Source organism: Mucilaginibacter ginsenosidivorax (assembly GCF_007971525.1).
In the GTDB taxonomy this organism is placed as follows: Bacteria; Bacteroidota; Bacteroidia; order Sphingobacteriales; family Sphingobacteriaceae; genus Mucilaginibacter; species Mucilaginibacter ginsenosidivorax.
Window position 1 is genome coordinate 7,162,491 of record NZ_CP042437.1, and the last position, 16,702, is coordinate 7,179,192.

Consider the following 16,702-nt stretch of genomic DNA (forward strand, 5'->3'; position numbering starts at 1 on the left):
ATCAAACATAAAAAAGCCGGCCTCAGTTTAACGAGCGCCGGCTTTACTATATATATTAATCAGGAATGTTTTAATGAACAGCGAAGGCCTTTACAAAGGTGCCCGTACCATCAAATACAACTACATACTTGGTACTGTTGGAGGTTATCTCTACATCGTACCCTTTAATTACACCGCTTACACTATGCGAAAAAGCTTTGTCAAAAACGTAGCCGGGATAGGTTGTTGTTAAATAAGTGGTAATGGCAGCTGGCAGGTTAGCCGCGGTTACCGCAACATGGGTACCAACGTGTTTGTCAATTTGGGTGCGTTTTACTAAAGTTCCGGTTGCTTTAACAACTGTAATAAATAAACCATTATTTTTACTAACCAATACATAGGCACTATCTGGTGTAATAGAGGCATGAAGCAAAGTATCTGTTGGGTAAGTGGTTTTAAAATAGCTGCTTACTGCAGATGGCAAAGCCGTTAATGCTATAGTATCACGGTGTTTACCATCCCGGTTATCAAACGGGCCGCCATGGTGCCATCCCGGGCCCTGTAAATCATGGCCGTCGCGTTGTTCAAGGGTACTTACAAATACACCGGCAGCGGTAAATTTAAGGCCAACCAATGCATTATTGTATTTAATTACTACAATGTAGTTAATAACTGTTTTGGCGCTATCGGTAATAGCATATGCTTTTTTAAACGTATAGCCACTGTAGTTTGCAGTTAAGTAAGTGCCGATGGCCGTTGGCAGCGCACTAAAAGCAACCGAGTCTTTTTTGTCATGATGGCCAAAGCAGCCAACCATATAAACAGAGTCGGTTGTGCCCGATGCCAGGCTGATGGCAATTACGCCTGTTGATGCAATAGTGGCCGAGGTTGTGGTGGTTGTGGTAGCTGTTTTAGATCCGTTTTCTTTTTGGCATGAAGCAAAACCGAACATAACAGCCAGTGCCAATACCCATGAGTAAGTAATTTTCGTTTTCATCTGGATTTATTTTGATTAATAATGGTACCCGGTATGATTACCGGGATTGTTATTTAAAATTACCCTTGATAGGGGTTACCAGGCAACGATGTGTCGATAAAACGCGGTTATTTATCGACGAATGAATTTTGCTGTTAATTGTTTTTTAAACCAATAATACGACTTGCATAATTTGTCAGATACTCGTTTTTTATAAAAAAGTCGAGGCTGAAAATGCTGCGGTAATCCTGTGTAGTATTAGGGTTTGCTACTTGCGTAAGATTACCTGTGTTTGATGTAACATAGGTATAAGTAAAACCCTGGTTTGTTTTTAAGGTAACTGTTGTATTGGTGGGCAAAGAGACAGCGGCGACCGCAAGCTTGTCTTCGATGGTGCTCACCGACGGCGTACCGGTATCAAATAAAAATACAGCATCGATGGTTTTATTGTTATAAGTTAACGTTCCTTCGATGTATGGATTGTAACTGTATTTTGGCAATAATGGGTGCATAATAAACCCGGCCGACGATAAATCGGCACTGGTTAATCCAACAGTAAGCAAGTTGGAAACATACGTAGGCGTGCCCAGGAACGAAGTGCTGCTTAAGGTTGCCAGTTTAAAGCCGCTGGTTAGGCCGGTACCGTAAGAATAAGATTTTAATGGGCTCGATATATTGGTATTTGTACTGCTTGTTCCGGTACCCACCCCAAAAACGTCTGCCGAATGGGCGGGATATGTGGTACCCTTGCTGTCTTTTATTTTATAATATAAAAAAAACGGAACCCGTTTTAATTCAAGGCTGCCTAATGAATTACCAACGGTAACATTGGCATAAGCTAAATTTCCGTACTCTGTTGTGGTACCTGTTGCATCCCCAAAACTGATGGTAGATGTTTTTGAAGTTACCGTGATGCCATTTACAACTGTTGAATCGCCTGTTACTGTGATACCTGCAGATGTTATCATTGATGCCGGCAAAATACCGGTAGCGTCCATCGTCATTCCCGGCGAGCCGGTATCAAATATGGTTCCGTAGTTTACCGTTTGCATGCCTATTTTTGTAATAGGAACCAATAATCTTTTATCAACGTCGCTGGCATATTCATATAAACCAATTGTTACCGGGGTTGCGTTTACAACGGCAGTTGTTTTATCTTTTTTGCAGGAACTAAAAGTTATAGTTATTAAAAGACAGCCAATAAGCTGCATTTTTAAAAGTAAATATTTTATTTTCATTTATAACGTATATACGGTAACAGCCACTTAATGGTTGGCAATAATTTACTCAGCATCTTACCAAACGCTTTAAAGCCAATCAAAAGTATAATGCAGGCCGTGCAAAAAATTTAGTGAATCGATAAACGGCCATATTGTACCGATCAATCAGTTACAACGGTTTAATCCATCGCTGCTGGAAGCATCGGCAGGCTTAATAACCAGCGCACGTTCAAAAAAAGGTTTGGCATCTGTTTTTTTGCCCGCCATTAATGTGCTCCAGCCAAGCATGTGGTTGCCGTCATAATCAAAAGGATAAAGGGTTACCACTACCCTGAAACATCTTACAGCGGCATCATATTGTTTACGGTTATAGTAAATTACGCCGGCCCAGTAATTAGCTTGCGTATTTTGTGGGTCTATTTTTAAAATGGCAAGGTATTGTTCAAGTACTTTATCCCAGCTTTGTAAAAACGAAAGGGGCTTTACATAACCAAATTTGGGTTCAATAGCACCAGGTTTTATGCTGATGGCTTTTTGATAATACGCCTGCGAAGCTGTATAGTTTTTGTTTAGGTAGTGCAGCCAGCCTAAACGGATATTTATCTCATAGCTGTTATCGGTCAGGTAAGGATAAATATCGTTGATAGCAGCTGTGTAATTTTTATTTTGCTCATTTACATAGCTATTATGAAATGCTTTTTGCAGCACAGCATTTGTTTGGGCCTGTAGCTGTACCGCAAATAATATTAAAAATACTGCTATAAACGTTTTTTTTAAAATTTCCATATCATACCTAACGTAACAGAATTTTGATTGTAGTTTACAGAGCGGTAAATATCCGCCTTCTTTTCATAAATATAGTTCAAATTCAACAGGGCGTGGGCGTTTAACTGGTAAAAAACGGTTTCGCCGCATTTAAATTTTGTTGGGTCGATAGAATTATATACATAAAGACCATCAGCATCCAAATAATCGTCCTGGTTTCCAAAAGTTACCGACGTTTCAAGCCATGTTTTATTAAATGCTTTAAATCCCAATGCCTGATTGTATATAAAACTGTTTGTGCCGCTTAAGTTTAATACCGATGCCCTGCTTGTTGTGTATAAATTAAGATTGCCCAATGGGTAAAAATTTAGCCTGGTATTATATTGTTTTAAAGTGTTGTTTATTAATCTGCCAAAATTAACATCTGCCTGCAAGTCAACAAAACGACCACTGTATTTTATTCCTAATAATCCTAAATTACTATTGTTGACGCTACCCCGGTAAGTAGTATAAATGTAATGATACGACCCAATGACGTTTAATTGCTGGCTGACACCAAATTGTGCCTTGACAAAATATTCTGTTTGCCTGTCTGTTTTACCCGATAGATATTTGTCTGCGTCCTTGTCGTAAAATAACGACCGAAATATGTTTTGACTGAAAAACATGAACGACTGATCCAACTGCAAACGCCACGACAGGCGGTTACTTAACCCAATACGTTCAAAAAAGCCATTATCGCGCTGGCTATTGTTAGGCAGTTTTAGGCCGCTTTCCAGTTCTGCATCTATTAACCCAAATGGAGAAAGTTTGAGCGAACGCCTGGTTGCTGTATCCAGCTTTCCGGCGTTGTATGATGCTCCAAGGTCGTTATTTAAATAGGTGTTGCAGTAATAAGCATACAGGCGTGCCGTAAAATTGGCCGAATTATTACTTAATACCTGGTCAAATTGTTCAATAGCCGCTTTGTAATTTCCGGTTATCATATAAGCATAGCCAATCTTAAAACGCAGGCCCGGAAAATCAACACTATCGGCAATTGCTTTGTTGCCGAATACGATCATTTGTTTCCAGTCGCCGGCATTGTAAAGTTGTTCGGCAGTGCTATCGGCCACGGCAAATTTGTTTTCCTGCGCTTTAGCGGCCAGCGCAGCAAATAAAGTAAAAAGCAGTATTAGTTTTTTGTACCCCATTTTGCTGTAATGTTTTTGCCATTTGTATTGATGCTGAAAGACACCAGGTTGCCATAATCTACATAAACACTTCCTTCTATAATCCCGTTTTTTTTGCCGGCTATTTCGGTGTGAATTTTAGATATAATGCTTATTCCATTTTTATTAACCTGGATATCCGAATTATACTTGATATTTATAAACCCATAAAATGGCGCAATAACGTCTTGTATCCAAAGTAGAAGCTTATTGGCTGTTTCGTTTAGCGGTAATTTGTCGGTTATTGGCATCGCTTCGGCATTGTTAAAAATAACTTTGTATGCCGCCAGGTAAAAGTTATACAGTATCGACTTTTTATCGCCGTAAAAACTGGTAAAATAAAACATAACGCCGTTGTTGATAAAATAAGCAACGGCCCCTGTTGTTTTGCTATAGATGTATGATTGGCCTAACGCATCTTTAAAAACCTCCCAATCTTCGATTGTACCATTTTCAGATACCAATCTTGCAATATATCCTGGTTGAAAATCGAATGCCTTTTTAATTTGGGTGTCTATTTCAGGATTGCCTATAAGGTTGCCTTCTGTAGGTATGGTATGGCTTATAAAGGAGTTTTTATTTTCGACCCTGCCAATATAGTAGGATATGGGATAGCTCAACGTCCTTGACCCAATGTAGGGCGTTGCCTGCAACTGAAAATGTAAATGTGGTTCGGGTGACCGGCCCGAATTACCGCACAGACCCAGTAAATCTCCGCTTTTTACAACATCACCCGGCTTCACTTTTATCGAATTTTTTTTAAGGTGCGATACTTTGGAATAGAAGTCTGCCGCGTGACGGATCACTACGGTGTTTCCCCAGTTTTCTTTGAGGTTTTGTTTGCCGATGGCGTTATCTTCTATGTTGTTTACAACCTGTTCAACAACACCGGCGGCACAAGCCAAAACAGGTTTGTTAAAGCAGTAAAAATGTTCGGGCAATGTACCCGGATACTGAAATGTGTTATGTTCATCATCGCTGATCACAAAATCCAACGCCTGGCCCCAGTCTCCTTTGTGTGTTATGTTGCCATCGTATCCCTGCGACACCGTCCAATATCCCATAAACGGCAGGTTTAGTTTGTAATATTTAAGATCGTTTAACCGGTCCTCCTGGTTTAAAAACTGGTAGAGATTCCTTTCCGGCGAATAATGCTGAAAAACAACCAACTGCAATTTGCTTTTGGCATGCCGCAGTTTTAAAAAATATAACAGGCTAATGTTGACGATGCAAAATGGAAGTGAAAATACCGGCAAAGCGTGTACCGACATAAAACCGGTTAAGCCATTAATGATAAGAAAACCCATCGGAATGCTCAAAATTGCCAGTAAATAGGAGCGAAAGGAGGGGATTGTAAAAAAACTCCCAATAGCTACGGCGGCCATCATAAAATTGGCTCCTAAATGATAATAGCTGATACCTTCCGGGTAGATATGCGTGAGTCCGTTAATTCCAATTGCGCTTATAAAGCTGATGATAAGCAAGCTAAAAGCAATGCGCGAATGAATAAGCATCCCTATACTGATAAGCATCCCCGCAATGATATTATGCTGAAATAATACCGCACTTAATGAGCGGAAGAAAAGACTTACAAATTGAGGCAATTCCATTGCAAGGTAGCCTTCAATGCCTGCCAGGTGGTTGCCGGGGCCGGCATAAATCTCCTCTAACAGGTAGCTGTCTTTTTGTTGCAGGCCCATAGCGAAAATACTATTAGATGCCAGTAGTACCAGCCAAAACACAAGTACAAACGGCAGCGATAACATAGGCAATCCCAGTGTGCCTAACCGTGTTGAGATAATGATTGTGGCCACAATTACAGCGCAGCATGCAACAAAAAGCCACAGTAAAAACATGACGTTTACACTATAAAATGCGCCGAAGGCGATGCCCAGCAACAGGCTGTTAAAACTATAAATACCCAGTTGCTGGTTGTCGGCATCAAACTTTAACAACCTGCAAACTATTAACGAAAAAACAACACAACCCAACCCGGCAAAGCCAGATACTGGATTAAAAAAAGAAACCAATAGCAAAATGGCCCCTAATATCCGGTTCTGTGAAAAAAACAGTACCGAATAGGAACTAACTACCGATTTTATAAATGCTGTGGTTTGCTTCACTTGCTGGCTTTTAAATGTTCGGGCATAAGCTCGGGCCCTTCTGTATATTCAAGTGTTTCGTTGCTGCGGATAAGGTGGGTACGCTGCTGTTCATCTACCAAAACCACGGCCGGCCTAAGTGTTATAAACTGCATCCACTGCGTCATATTGTAAGCGCCAACCTTGTGTACTACCACGTTATCGCCCGGGTTAAGCAGGGGCAGGTTAATACTTTCCCTTATTACATCAATATTCATGCATAGCGGCCCGTAAACCACCATGTTTTCTGTATGCGGTGCAAAGTCCTGTGCGGGGCTTATCTGGTGTTCATACCAAAACGAAGTAAATAAAATATTTACACCAAAATTCACAATGGCCGCCCTTTTACTGTTACTTAAGCGTTTATTGGCTATTACGGTACCCAGCAAATACCCGGCGTCGTCTATTAATAGCCTGCCGCTTTCCAGTATAAGTAAAGGTAAATCGTCATTGGCAAAGCCAAAATTGAGCATTACCGATGTAATAGCCTCGGCAAAATCATCAACAGAAGGCACCGTATCATTCCCGGGCAAATAGGCGCCTTTTAAAGTATTGGTTGATGGAAAACCACCACCCATATCAATATATGCTATTTTATGACCCAATTGCGTTTGGCAGCGCATAGCCAAATCACATAATTTAGTTGCCGCAATACCATAGGCTGCGGTTGTAAGCATATAGGTGCCTATATGGCAATGTAACCCGGCTAATTGTAACTTACCCGAATCAATGATCTTGGATAAGGCTGTCCATGCTTCGCCGTTTTCGTAATTAAAACCAAAACGGTCCCAAAGCGGGTATACGCCGGTATCCATATTTACGCGGATGGCAACGCGTGGTTTATTGGGCAGGTTGTTGCTTAATGCAAGCAATTGGTTAAGCTCTTCAAAATGATCTATGTGGATAAGCGAATCGTTTTCAATAGCCAGTTGCAGTTCGTCATTTGATTTGCCTGGCCCGTTAAAAATGATTTTACTGCCCGGCACGCCGTTGCCTAATGCTTTTTGATATTCAAAACCCGATACTACTTCGGCCCAGCTGCCTTCCTGGTGAAATACCTGGCAAACAGCATTCAAATAATTGGTTTTATAGCTCCATGCAAATTGTACCTTGGGGTAACGGGTACTAAAGGCCCGGTATGCCGAACGGTAATTTTTACGGATCTGTTTTTCTGACAACACAAAAACCGGCGAACCGTATTGCTCAACCAAACTTTTAACAGCAACACCCTCGATGCTTTTAACAGGCTGTATGCCGGTGCGTGTACCAAACTTGTTCATTACGCCGGCGTGCAGTTTTTTTATATATGGCTTTTCGTATTTAAGCTTTTCCATTGTAATCAAATTATAATTCGCCAAATACCGAGATGTGTTGAAAATCGCTGATATCGGCAATATGGTCCCATGAATACCGCACAAACAACTTACCTGCCTGGTAGTCGGTATATGGTAAAACATCATCGCCCAAAGCCATCTTTACCAAAGCTTCGGGCTGGTTTTGGCCGGCAGCGGCTGTTAAGTAAATCCATGCCGGAAACCGCGGGTTAATTTCTAATATATATAAATGCCCCTCGGCATTGCTCATGATCTCCATTTCGTAGCCACCTTTCCAGTTGGTTGTTTTAGCAAAATTGTTGGCCAGTTCAATCAGCTTATCTTCTTTGATGGTAACCCCCGCCCATGCTTTACCTTTATCGGTAATATATAGTTTCCGCATCGCTACTATACTCGTATTGTTGCCGTCACCATCGCCCAGCGCGGCTATATTTATTTCGGTACCGGTTATGTATTGCTGAGCTATTACCGGTACTCCCCATGCTGCATTAAGCTGATGAAAGGCTTTAAGGGCCTGGTCCATAGTATATACCACATAGGCATCATAAAATTTCCCTTTTATTACTATCGGGAAGTTGAATTCATCTGCCGCTTTTTTCATGTCATCGGCATGATATATTTTATGATCAGCAGGAACATAAAACCCGTTTTTTGTTCCAAAATCTTTCAAATTCACTTTATCGCGCAGGGCCAGTTGTTGTTGCGATGGTAGCAAGGTGGCTATACCCATTTGCTTTAACTGCGGTGCTACCTTGATAAAATTAAACAGTTCCGAATCAAAATTCGGAATGATTACATCCAGGTTTTCCTGTTGACGGATATACCCCAATCGTTCTAATAACGCACCGGTACCTTCTGTTGGGTAAGGTATTTGATAGGTTTTGTTTACATGTTCCCGCAAATAAATCCCAGGCTCCAATGATTCATAGGATAAGCCGATAACTCTTAATCCAGCTCCAAAAGCCTCCCTTAATGAACGGATAACAGCCATACCCGGCCCTGGGTTGTCGTTGGCGTTAAGGCCGGTAACTGCAATACATAAGTTACTGTACTTGTTTGGCATTATCCTTCAGTTTCAAGCAGGTTTGCTTCCTTTAGCTGTACCATCCAATCTTCCCAGTCAAGATCCAGCTGGCGCTCACTTACGTTATACCTGTTCAGGATATCTTGCTTTATTTCACTTTCTGTTTTGCCACTTTTCATAGCCAATAACAGCAGTGCAGCAATGGCATTTCCGGAGAAAGAATCGCCGGTTGCCGGGTTAAAAATGAACCCGTTTTCGCTGGTAGCTATGTTACTTTTAATTTTCATTTATAATTGCAGGTACGGTAAATAATAAAGGCTAAACTTAACAGGTTTAAGCGGGTTTTACAATATGTGGTTTAGTTGATTGGGTTTGATGGTTGATTGAGTTGATTAGGTTAGAATAAGTTGATTGAGTTGATTAGGTTGGATTGAGTTGATTAGGTTTTAATACTTTAACTGATCTAAACTTATCAACTCAATCCAACCTAATCAACTTATTCCAACCCAATCAACCTATTCTAACTCAATCAACCTACTCCAACCCAATTACGATGCCATCAAATATTCCATCCTCGATGCCAGCAATTCCATATCCAATGGTTTTACAAATAAAGCATCGCATTTATATGATTCCAGCTCGGCTTTTTTGCTCTTGAAAGCGGTAACCACAATGATGGGTACCTGCCTCAACTGCTCATCGTCCTTAAAATCCTGGCAAACCAATGCGCAATCCATATCCAGCAGTAAATAATCTAAAATGATCAGATCGGGATGTATCACCTTTGCTTTATCATAAATGGCATTAGGATCATAAGTAAGGTGCACATCAAAATTGCCATAATACATAATATCATCAATTACAGATAACATTCTGCTGTTTTTATCTAAAATCAGGATCTTCTTTTTGCTGCCTGTAGTTTTCATCTGTTAGGGGATTAATTAAGTTTATAGTATAAAAATCGCTTTAATGCCGCTGTTTAAAAACAATGTGTCGGTTAATACCCCCAATGTGCCGATGAACCGGTAAAAAGGCAATTATTTAGACCAGTCTTTGATGAAATCGGCGTAATTGGTACCTACCGGGAGTTCGATATTGCGCAACTTTACCTTGCGGTTGTATATCGACCTTATTTGAGCCTTTGCTACCACAAAACTTCTGTGAATACGGATGAACTGGCTGGCCGGTATTTTCTCGATCATACTTTTTAGCGACATCAAGGTAAGAATCGGCTTTTCGGCACTAAGCAAATGGATTTTAATATAATCCTGCATACTCTCAATGTACTCGATATCCCTGACGCCGATTTTTATCACCCGGTATTCCGAATGCACATAAATGTGTTCGTCCTCGGCAGTGTGGTCGGTATGTTTAAATTGGTAATAATCAATGGCTTTATGCACGGCCGCGCCAAAGCGGTTGCTGTTGATGGGTTTAAGCAGGTAATCCAACGCCTCCAGTTCAAAACCTTCAAATGCGAATTTTTTATAAGCCGTGGTAAATATAATCATCGGCTTTTCGTCCAATGAGCGCACCAGGTCAACCCCGGTTATGTCGGGCATGTTTATGTCTACAAACAGCACATCTACCGGGTTCCTTTTCAGGTACTCGGCACCCGAAATGGCGTCTTCAAAAGTATTTACCATCTTCAGTGATGGATAATCTGATACATATTTTTTGATGATCTCCAGCGCCAGCGGCTCATCATCAATGGCTACACATTTTAACTGCATAATGATATTTGTTTAAGCTAAAAGCTGAATGCATAAAGCTTTTAGTGTCTTGTCAATGTAAAATGAGTGTTAGTATTAAGTGCTCAGTCTTAGGCGCTAAGTAGTGAAAAGACAGATTCAGACTTATGACTTCCGACTATGTACTTACAACTTAAGCGTCAATTTCCAGCTCGACCCTGAACATTGCGGCTTCCTGGCTAATGTTTAGCCTGTGCCTGCCCGGGTAAATATGCTGTAACCTTTGCCTTGTATTGGTAATACCGATGCCTTTGCGGCTGCTTGCAGGTCGGTTATCAAATATGGTATTCTCGCAGGTGAACAATATTTTGTCGTCGGTTACTTTTAGGTTTATGCTGATTACCGAAGGCTCGTGTTTGCTTACGCCGTATTTAAACACGTTTTCAATAAAGGTCATCAGTACTAATGGCGGCACTTTTTTTTGTGCCATATCACCATAAAAGTTAAAATCCAACTTGGTTTTTTTCCCCAGGCGCAGCTTTTGTAAATCAATATAATCGTTAATGCAATCTATTTCACTTTGCAGCAACACAAAATCCTCTGTCACTTCATCTGTTACGTAGCGCATAATATTGGATAGTTTCATGATGCTTTCTGAGGTATGTTCACTATCCGTTACCGATAAAGCATAAATATTATTGAGCGTATTGAACAAAAAATGAGGATTGATTTGTGCTTTGAGGAAGGATAGCTCGGCGTGGGTTTTCTCTGCTTCGGCCCTGATCACCATTTGCTCGGTAAGCTGCCACTTTTGTACCGTACTCATCGCTATCCCTAAACCTATTACAATAATGAAAATGAACAAGCCTACCATATCAATATTACCCGATTGATGAATAAAAATGATTTGGTTGGACGGTTTTTTCAGGCTGGGGTCCTGCATTCTTAAATCCTCATGCGGCAGCGGCCCGAACGGCAGATTTTTTGGGTCGGCATTACCGCTATCGGCCCCGGGCATCAGTTGCGGACCTATCGGGACCGCTGTGCTTTGTTTCTCTTTGAGTAAGTTATGTAAAAGCAGGTTATCAAACGGCTGCAAAAAGTATACGCAGCCCGATAGTAGTAATACAATAAGCCCGTAAACCACATATTTTTTATGGAATACAAACCTTGGTACCAGGTACCAGGCATTAAAGTAAAACATAAAAATATAGGTAAGACAAAACAACCAGTAATAGGGTGATAGGATAACGTTGTATGTGCTGCTGCTGCTTTGCTGTGTACGGTTCATGAATAACAACGGGAAGCCAAAGAATACCAGCCAGCCGGCTGCATGAATGAATATATTAGTGGCTTTTTTAGAAACGATCATCTGGTTAAAAAATTTATTAAATATAGCAGCCGTTGCAATGCCAATTACCGATCATGTTAAAATAGTTAAACTCAGTTGATCATTTGTTTTTTGCCTGGGTAGTTCTGCCGGGTTTAAATAAGCGCCCCGGAATTAACCACGGGGCGCTTGCAACCTTATGAAAAAACAGAACACAGTAACCGGGAGATGTCCCGATATCCCGGTTACTGGTTCAAAGGTGATAAATGACAGGGCAAGGGGCAACCGTTTATCGGTGAACCGTGGTTTTGTATAGATGAATGGTTAAAAAGGCGCTGACGAAATAGACAAGGCTTATAGAAATACAAGCGGGAGGGAAGCCAGTGAAGAAATATGCTACTGTTAAGTTAATAGTACTAAGTCTTAAGTCAGAAGCAAAATTTATTCTTTCTTGGCTTAGAACTTAAGACTTTCGACTAAAGACTATCCGTCATTACACAATTAACATAACACTACTCTTTTAGCGCGCTATCCCAATGCTCGGCTATTTTGCCATTTTCTATACGCAGCATATCAAACCAGGTGGTGGTATATTTTTTGCCTTTCGCTTTAGGATCGGGGTGTTCATCTTTGAAGCTAAGCACCACCAGGTTACCTTCGGCAACTATCGAAATCAGCGGAGCTTTTACAGTGGCCTGTATAGCTAAAGGTTTGGCAAATTTGGAAAAGAAATTAATGAAGCCTTGCCGCCCGGTGGGCACATTGGGGTTATGCTGAATGTAGGTTGGCAGCAGGTATTTTGCGGCAAGGTCAAGATGCCCGCCTTCAAGAACCTCGCGCCAAAAATCATAAACCAGTTTTTTGTTTTTGGCAAGTTGAGGGTCCTTGCTGTATAACATAGCCTTTTGGTCTTGCCCAAATGAATGAAAAGCCAGTAAAAGTGTAAATACGAACAATAAGCCTGCTTTTTTCATGATGCTATAATTGATGGTTAAATGTATTAATAAAAAAATATTTTATCATTAAAAAGTAGCAAGCATGTTTTTTGCTCATCCGGTTATCATTCGGGTAGTAAAGTTGCGCCAATAGGTATTTAAGTAGCCTCATAGCAAGGATGCTTTTTAAATTAACATGTAATCGTTTACAATATTGTTGCAACGAAATCACCAGCGTAATTCCTATATTCGGCATAACTTGCTACGTTATGTTCAATAAAAAATTACAATCGCTATTCATCGTAATCGCCCTTCCGGGCCTGGCTATTGCTCAAAATATAAAAGTAGTTATCAACCAGGTAGGCTATGAGGATACACAGGCAAAAAAAGCAATTATAGTTGCCGACAAAAAATACGCTGTCAGTTCATTTGAGTTGCTTGATGAGGCTGATAAAGCCGTTTTTGCCGGAAAGTCAATATATAATGGCCAGGTGAAAGGTTGGAAGGGCAGGGAGTTTTACACAGTTGATTTTAGCAGCTTCAGCACCGCTGGTAATTACAGGATAGTGGTTGATTTGCCTGGCAAAAAAGTCATTTCTTATCCGTTCAAAATTGGTAAAAATGTATTAGAGCAGGCTACCCTGAGCGATGTGGTTTACTATTTTAAAGGGCAGCGCAGTGCGGGCGAAATTGATAAGGCTGATCATCACCTGCTTTTGGCCGGCAAAACTACCGATACGGTTGACGCCCACGGCGGCTGGTATGATGCTACCGGCGATTATGGAAAACACTTATCTCACCTGTCGTTTTCATTGTATTTTAATCCGCAGCAAATATCATTGGTAGTTTATAGCCTGTTTAAAACAAACGAGTTGCTCAATGAAAAAAAAGTGACCGATTTTAGGCAGATCAACCGCCGGGTTTTGGATGAGGCCATTTATGGTGCCGATTACCTGGTACGTATGCAGACTAAAAATGGCTCGTTTTACCGGTCGGTATCCGCTCCGGGCCCCGGTAAGTTGGCAAAGGATAGGGTGATCAGGGCCGAAGATGCATCTTACCGTATCAAGCAAACCAAAGATCAAACGTTAAAAAACGATGCGCAAAATAATGATTGGCACCGCTACCAGGCCAGTTACCGGTCGGGCGGGGGAATTGCTATTGCCGCACTGGCTATGGCTTCAACCTCAAAAGCAAGCGGTGATTTTACCAACGCCCGGTATTTGCAGGCCGCCGAAAACGCTTTTAAATTCCTGGAAGCCAATAATAAACTCATGACTTTTGACGGTAAAGAAAATATCCTCGACGATTATTGCGCCTTAAGCGCAGCCACAGAATTGTATAAAGCCAGTAAAAAGCCGGAATATTTGCTTGCTGCTACCAAACGGGCCACTAACTTATTAGCCCGTTTAGCAGCATGGAAGGATTATAAAAACTACTGGCGCGCTGATAGTACCGACAGACCGTTCTTTCATCCATCAGACGCAGGTATGCCTGTAACCAGCCTGGTTTATTATTATCCTTATGCCGATGCAGAGATGCAGGCGTCCATTAAAAAAGCTATCAAAAGCTCGTTTGAGTTTGAGTTGAAAGTGACACACGAAGTGAATAATCCATTTGGCTACAGCCGCCAGCTGGTACAGGATACCCTGGGTAACAGGCGCACCTCGTTCTTCTTCCCGCAAGGCAGCGACGCCTCGCCATGGTGGCAGGGTGAGAATGCCCGTTTATCATCAATGGCGACGGCTGCGAGGCTTGCCGCCGGTTTGTTTATCGATGATAAGCCATTTCATGATCAATTGGAAACTTTTGCGATTGATCAATTGAACTGGGTATTAGGCCTCAATCCGTTTGATGCCAGTATGCTGCAGGGCACCGGGCACAATAACCCCGCTTACGGTTTTTTTGGCACGTTTGAATATACCAATGCACCGGGAGGCATTGTAAATGGTATTACATCGGGCCTGTATGATGAAAATGATATCGACTTTAATTTGTCATATGCCCAGATTCACAAGGATTATGACTGGCGCTGGGCCGAGCAATGGCTGCCGCATACGGCCTGGTACCTGCTTGCCGTTGCCCTGCACGAGTAATAAATTAAAGAGATATAGCCGCCTGGGCTTTTAACGATAACAGTATCCATGAAAAAAACACTATTCTTTATTACACTGATCCTTTTTGCCACGATTGGTTTGAAAGCCCAGCCTAAGCATTTTAAGGTGCTGGCCTTATACGAAAATGGCGGGCATCACATCGCCTTTTCAACCCGGGCGATTGTGTGGCTGAATAAACTGGCTGCCGAAAAGGGGTTTACTATTGATTATATCCAAAAGCCGGATAAAATTGACGACGAATTGTTAAGCCACTACCAATTGTTTTTGCAATTGGATTATGTGCCCTACGGCTGGCCCGACAAGGCCGTATCCGCTTTTCAAAAATATATTGCCGAAGGCAGGGGAGGATGGGTTGGATTTCACCATGCCACCTTACTTGGCGAATTTGACGGATTTCACGAATGGCAATGGTTTTCGGATTTTATGGGAGGCATCAGCTGGAAAAATTATATAGGCACATTTGCCAAAGGCACGGTGAATGTGGAAGATAAGCAGCACCCGGTTATGAAAGGCATACCAACATCCTTCCGGATTGAACAGGAGGAATGGTACACCTATGATAAAAGTCCCCGCCCAAATGTACATGTATTGGCAAGTGTTGATGAATCGACCTACGATCCACAAGGTGATATAAAAATGGGCGATCACCCTGTGGTGTGGACTAATGAGCATGTTAAGGCCCGTAATGTTTATATATTTATGGGGCACTCGCCAAACTTGCTGGATAACCCGGCCTGGGTAAAGCTGGTTACGAATGCTATTCTGTGGGCTGCAGGGCAATAAATATGCTGTTATTTAGCCTCCAGCTTTTCATCTATAGCATCCAGTAAATACTCCTTTTTATCATCGGCATATTCCCAAAACATTACGCCGGCCATCTGGTGATCAACCATATACTGGCATTTGTTTTTTACCGACCACTCATCATCAAAAGAGATGAACTGTTTGGTGCTTGCTTTAAACAGGTAAGGGGCGCCTGCGGTGCTATCGCGATAATAAATAAAACCATTGCGGTTAAGCAGGCTATCCTTAAGGCGCGTATATCCGCCGGCAGGTGCCCGCCCGCTGGTTTTCATGCCTATACCATTGTGTGCCGAATCGTTTACAATAACAGATCGGCCGTAAAACGCAATTCCCATTACCAGCTTGCTTGCGGGTACGCCCTGGGCAAGGTAATCAGATACCGCCATATCTGCCGAGTTGAGGGTTTTATACTTATCAGATGCAAACAGGTTGGTATGATGTACGGCCATGCCCAAACTGTCCTGCAAATAATCATAGGTCATCAGGTTAATGTAATTCAGGTACGATGCTACTTTAGCCATTTCGGTATGCTGTAAAAAGCGCTTAAATCCTCCGGTTGCGGCAGTTAGCAGTTTTTTATCGCCTGTTTCTTTTTCAAGTACATCAAGCTCTTTTCTTAAATCCTCAAACATCAGGGTGTAGTTATGCTCATCTTCTTTGCGCACCACGTTATTGTCGCCCTGTAGGCCAGGGTATTCCCAGTCTATGTCAACGCCGTCCAGTTTGTATTTTCTGATAATATTAACCGCGCTGGCCGCGAAGGCTTTACGTGAAGTATCGGTTAGCGCCGCGTCTGAAAAGTTTTTGCTCCAGGTCCAGCCGCCAACAGATATCAGTATCTTAAGGTCGGGATTTTTGTTTTTTAACAACAAAAGGTTGCGGAAGTTGACGGTATCTGTTTTTTCGTGCGTAAGCCATGCCCGGTTGTTGCGCACATTTACAAATGCATAATTAATATGGGTAAGTTTTTCCGGGTTTACCATGCTCATATCGGTAATGCCTTTGTAGCCGCCAACGTAGCCAATAACTACATATCTGTGCTTTTTAACCTGGGCTTTAAGGGTAAAGGCTGGTATTAAAAAAACTAATAAGCAAAGCAGTGCCTTTGGCATGGCAGCCTTTTTTAAAATTAAATAGTTCATTGTCAGGTTATTTGAATTGTGATATTGCATTAA

15 protein-coding genes are annotated in these 16,702 nt (G+C 41.7%); 2 read left to right on the forward strand and 13 right to left on the reverse strand.

Annotated features, from left to right (window positions below; genetic code table 11):
• Window positions 1-70 precede the first annotated feature (70 nt).
• The 12 genes from FSB76_RS29415 to FSB76_RS29470 form a co-directional block, all read right to left on the reverse strand.
• Complete coding sequence (locus FSB76_RS29415) at window positions 71-976, reverse strand: PepSY-like domain-containing protein (protein ID WP_147059891.1); 906 nt, start codon at window positions 974-976, stop codon at window positions 71-73.
• Between the two features lie 134 nt (window positions 977-1,110).
• Window positions 1,111-2,193 carry a hypothetical protein gene (locus FSB76_RS29420; protein ID WP_147059893.1) on the reverse strand — a complete coding sequence of 361 codons (1,083 nt, stop codon included), beginning with the start codon at window positions 2,191-2,193 and terminating at the stop codon, window positions 1,111-1,113.
• A 147-nt stretch (window positions 2,194-2,340) separates the two neighbouring features.
• On the reverse strand, window positions 2,341-2,961 hold the full coding sequence (locus tag FSB76_RS29425) for a tetratricopeptide repeat protein (RefSeq protein WP_147059895.1): 621 nt from the start codon (window positions 2,959-2,961) through the stop codon (window positions 2,341-2,343).
• Window positions 2,949-4,133 carry a tetratricopeptide repeat protein gene (locus FSB76_RS29430; RefSeq protein WP_147059897.1) on the reverse strand — a complete coding sequence of 395 codons (1,185 nt, stop codon included), beginning with the start codon at window positions 4,131-4,133 and terminating at the stop codon, window positions 2,949-2,951. Before FSB76_RS29430 ends, FSB76_RS29425 begins: the two co-directional genes overlap by 13 nt.
• Window positions 4,115-6,274, reverse strand: a complete 2,160-nt coding sequence (locus FSB76_RS29435; protein ID WP_147059900.1) for an urea transporter — start codon at window positions 6,272-6,274, stop codon at window positions 4,115-4,117. Before FSB76_RS29435 ends, FSB76_RS29430 begins: the two co-directional genes overlap by 19 nt.
• A complete protein-coding gene (locus FSB76_RS29440) occupies window positions 6,271-7,626 on the reverse strand; it encodes a type III PLP-dependent enzyme domain-containing protein (RefSeq protein ID WP_147059902.1) in 1,356 nt (451 codons plus the stop codon). The genes FSB76_RS29435 and FSB76_RS29440 overlap by 4 nt, the downstream gene beginning before the upstream one ends.
• 10 nt (window positions 7,627-7,636) lie before the next feature.
• Window positions 7,637-8,689 (reverse strand): ATP-grasp domain-containing protein, encoded by a 1,053-nt coding sequence (locus tag FSB76_RS29445; protein WP_147059904.1) that lies wholly within the window; start codon window positions 8,687-8,689, stop codon window positions 7,637-7,639.
• Window positions 8,689-8,937: a PqqD family peptide modification chaperone gene (locus tag FSB76_RS29450; protein WP_147059906.1), complete on the reverse strand. Its 249-nt coding sequence runs from the start codon at window positions 8,935-8,937 to the stop codon at window positions 8,689-8,691. Before FSB76_RS29450 ends, FSB76_RS29445 begins: the two co-directional genes overlap by 1 nt.
• Window positions 8,938-9,198: 261 nt before the next feature.
• Window positions 9,199-9,576, reverse strand: a complete 378-nt coding sequence (locus FSB76_RS29455) for a response regulator (protein WP_147059908.1) — start codon at window positions 9,574-9,576, stop codon at window positions 9,199-9,201.
• A gap of 111 nt (window positions 9,577-9,687) precedes the next feature.
• Window positions 9,688-10,383 (reverse strand): LytR/AlgR family response regulator transcription factor, encoded by a 696-nt coding sequence (locus tag FSB76_RS29460; protein WP_147059910.1) that lies wholly within the window; start codon window positions 10,381-10,383, stop codon window positions 9,688-9,690.
• Between the two features lie 151 nt (window positions 10,384-10,534).
• Window positions 10,535-11,713, reverse strand: coding sequence for a sensor histidine kinase (locus tag FSB76_RS29465; protein WP_147059912.1), 1,179 nt, complete (start codon window positions 11,711-11,713; stop codon window positions 10,535-10,537).
• Between the two features lie 470 nt (window positions 11,714-12,183).
• Window positions 12,184-12,645: a nuclear transport factor 2 family protein gene (locus tag FSB76_RS29470; RefSeq protein ID WP_147059914.1), complete on the reverse strand. Its 462-nt coding sequence runs from the start codon at window positions 12,643-12,645 to the stop codon at window positions 12,184-12,186.
• 230 nt (window positions 12,646-12,875) lie between these two features.
• On the opposite strand from FSB76_RS29470, the gene FSB76_RS29475 reads away from it, so the two are divergent.
• Window positions 12,876-14,702, forward strand: a complete 1,827-nt coding sequence (locus tag FSB76_RS29475; RefSeq protein ID WP_147059917.1) for a glycoside hydrolase family 9 protein — start codon at window positions 12,876-12,878, stop codon at window positions 14,700-14,702.
• A 48-nt stretch (window positions 14,703-14,750) separates the two neighbouring features.
• The gene (locus FSB76_RS29480; protein ID WP_147059919.1) at window positions 14,751-15,506 is read left to right on the forward strand and encodes a ThuA domain-containing protein; all 756 of its coding nucleotides are present in this window, start codon (window positions 14,751-14,753) and stop codon (window positions 15,504-15,506) included.
• An 8-nt stretch (window positions 15,507-15,514) separates the two neighbouring features.
• On the opposite strand, the gene FSB76_RS29485 is transcribed toward FSB76_RS29480, so the two are convergent.
• On the reverse strand, window positions 15,515-16,669 hold the full coding sequence (locus FSB76_RS29485) for a glycoside hydrolase family 18 protein (protein ID WP_147059922.1): 1,155 nt from the start codon (window positions 16,667-16,669) through the stop codon (window positions 15,515-15,517).
• Window positions 16,670-16,702: the final 33 nt, after the last annotated feature.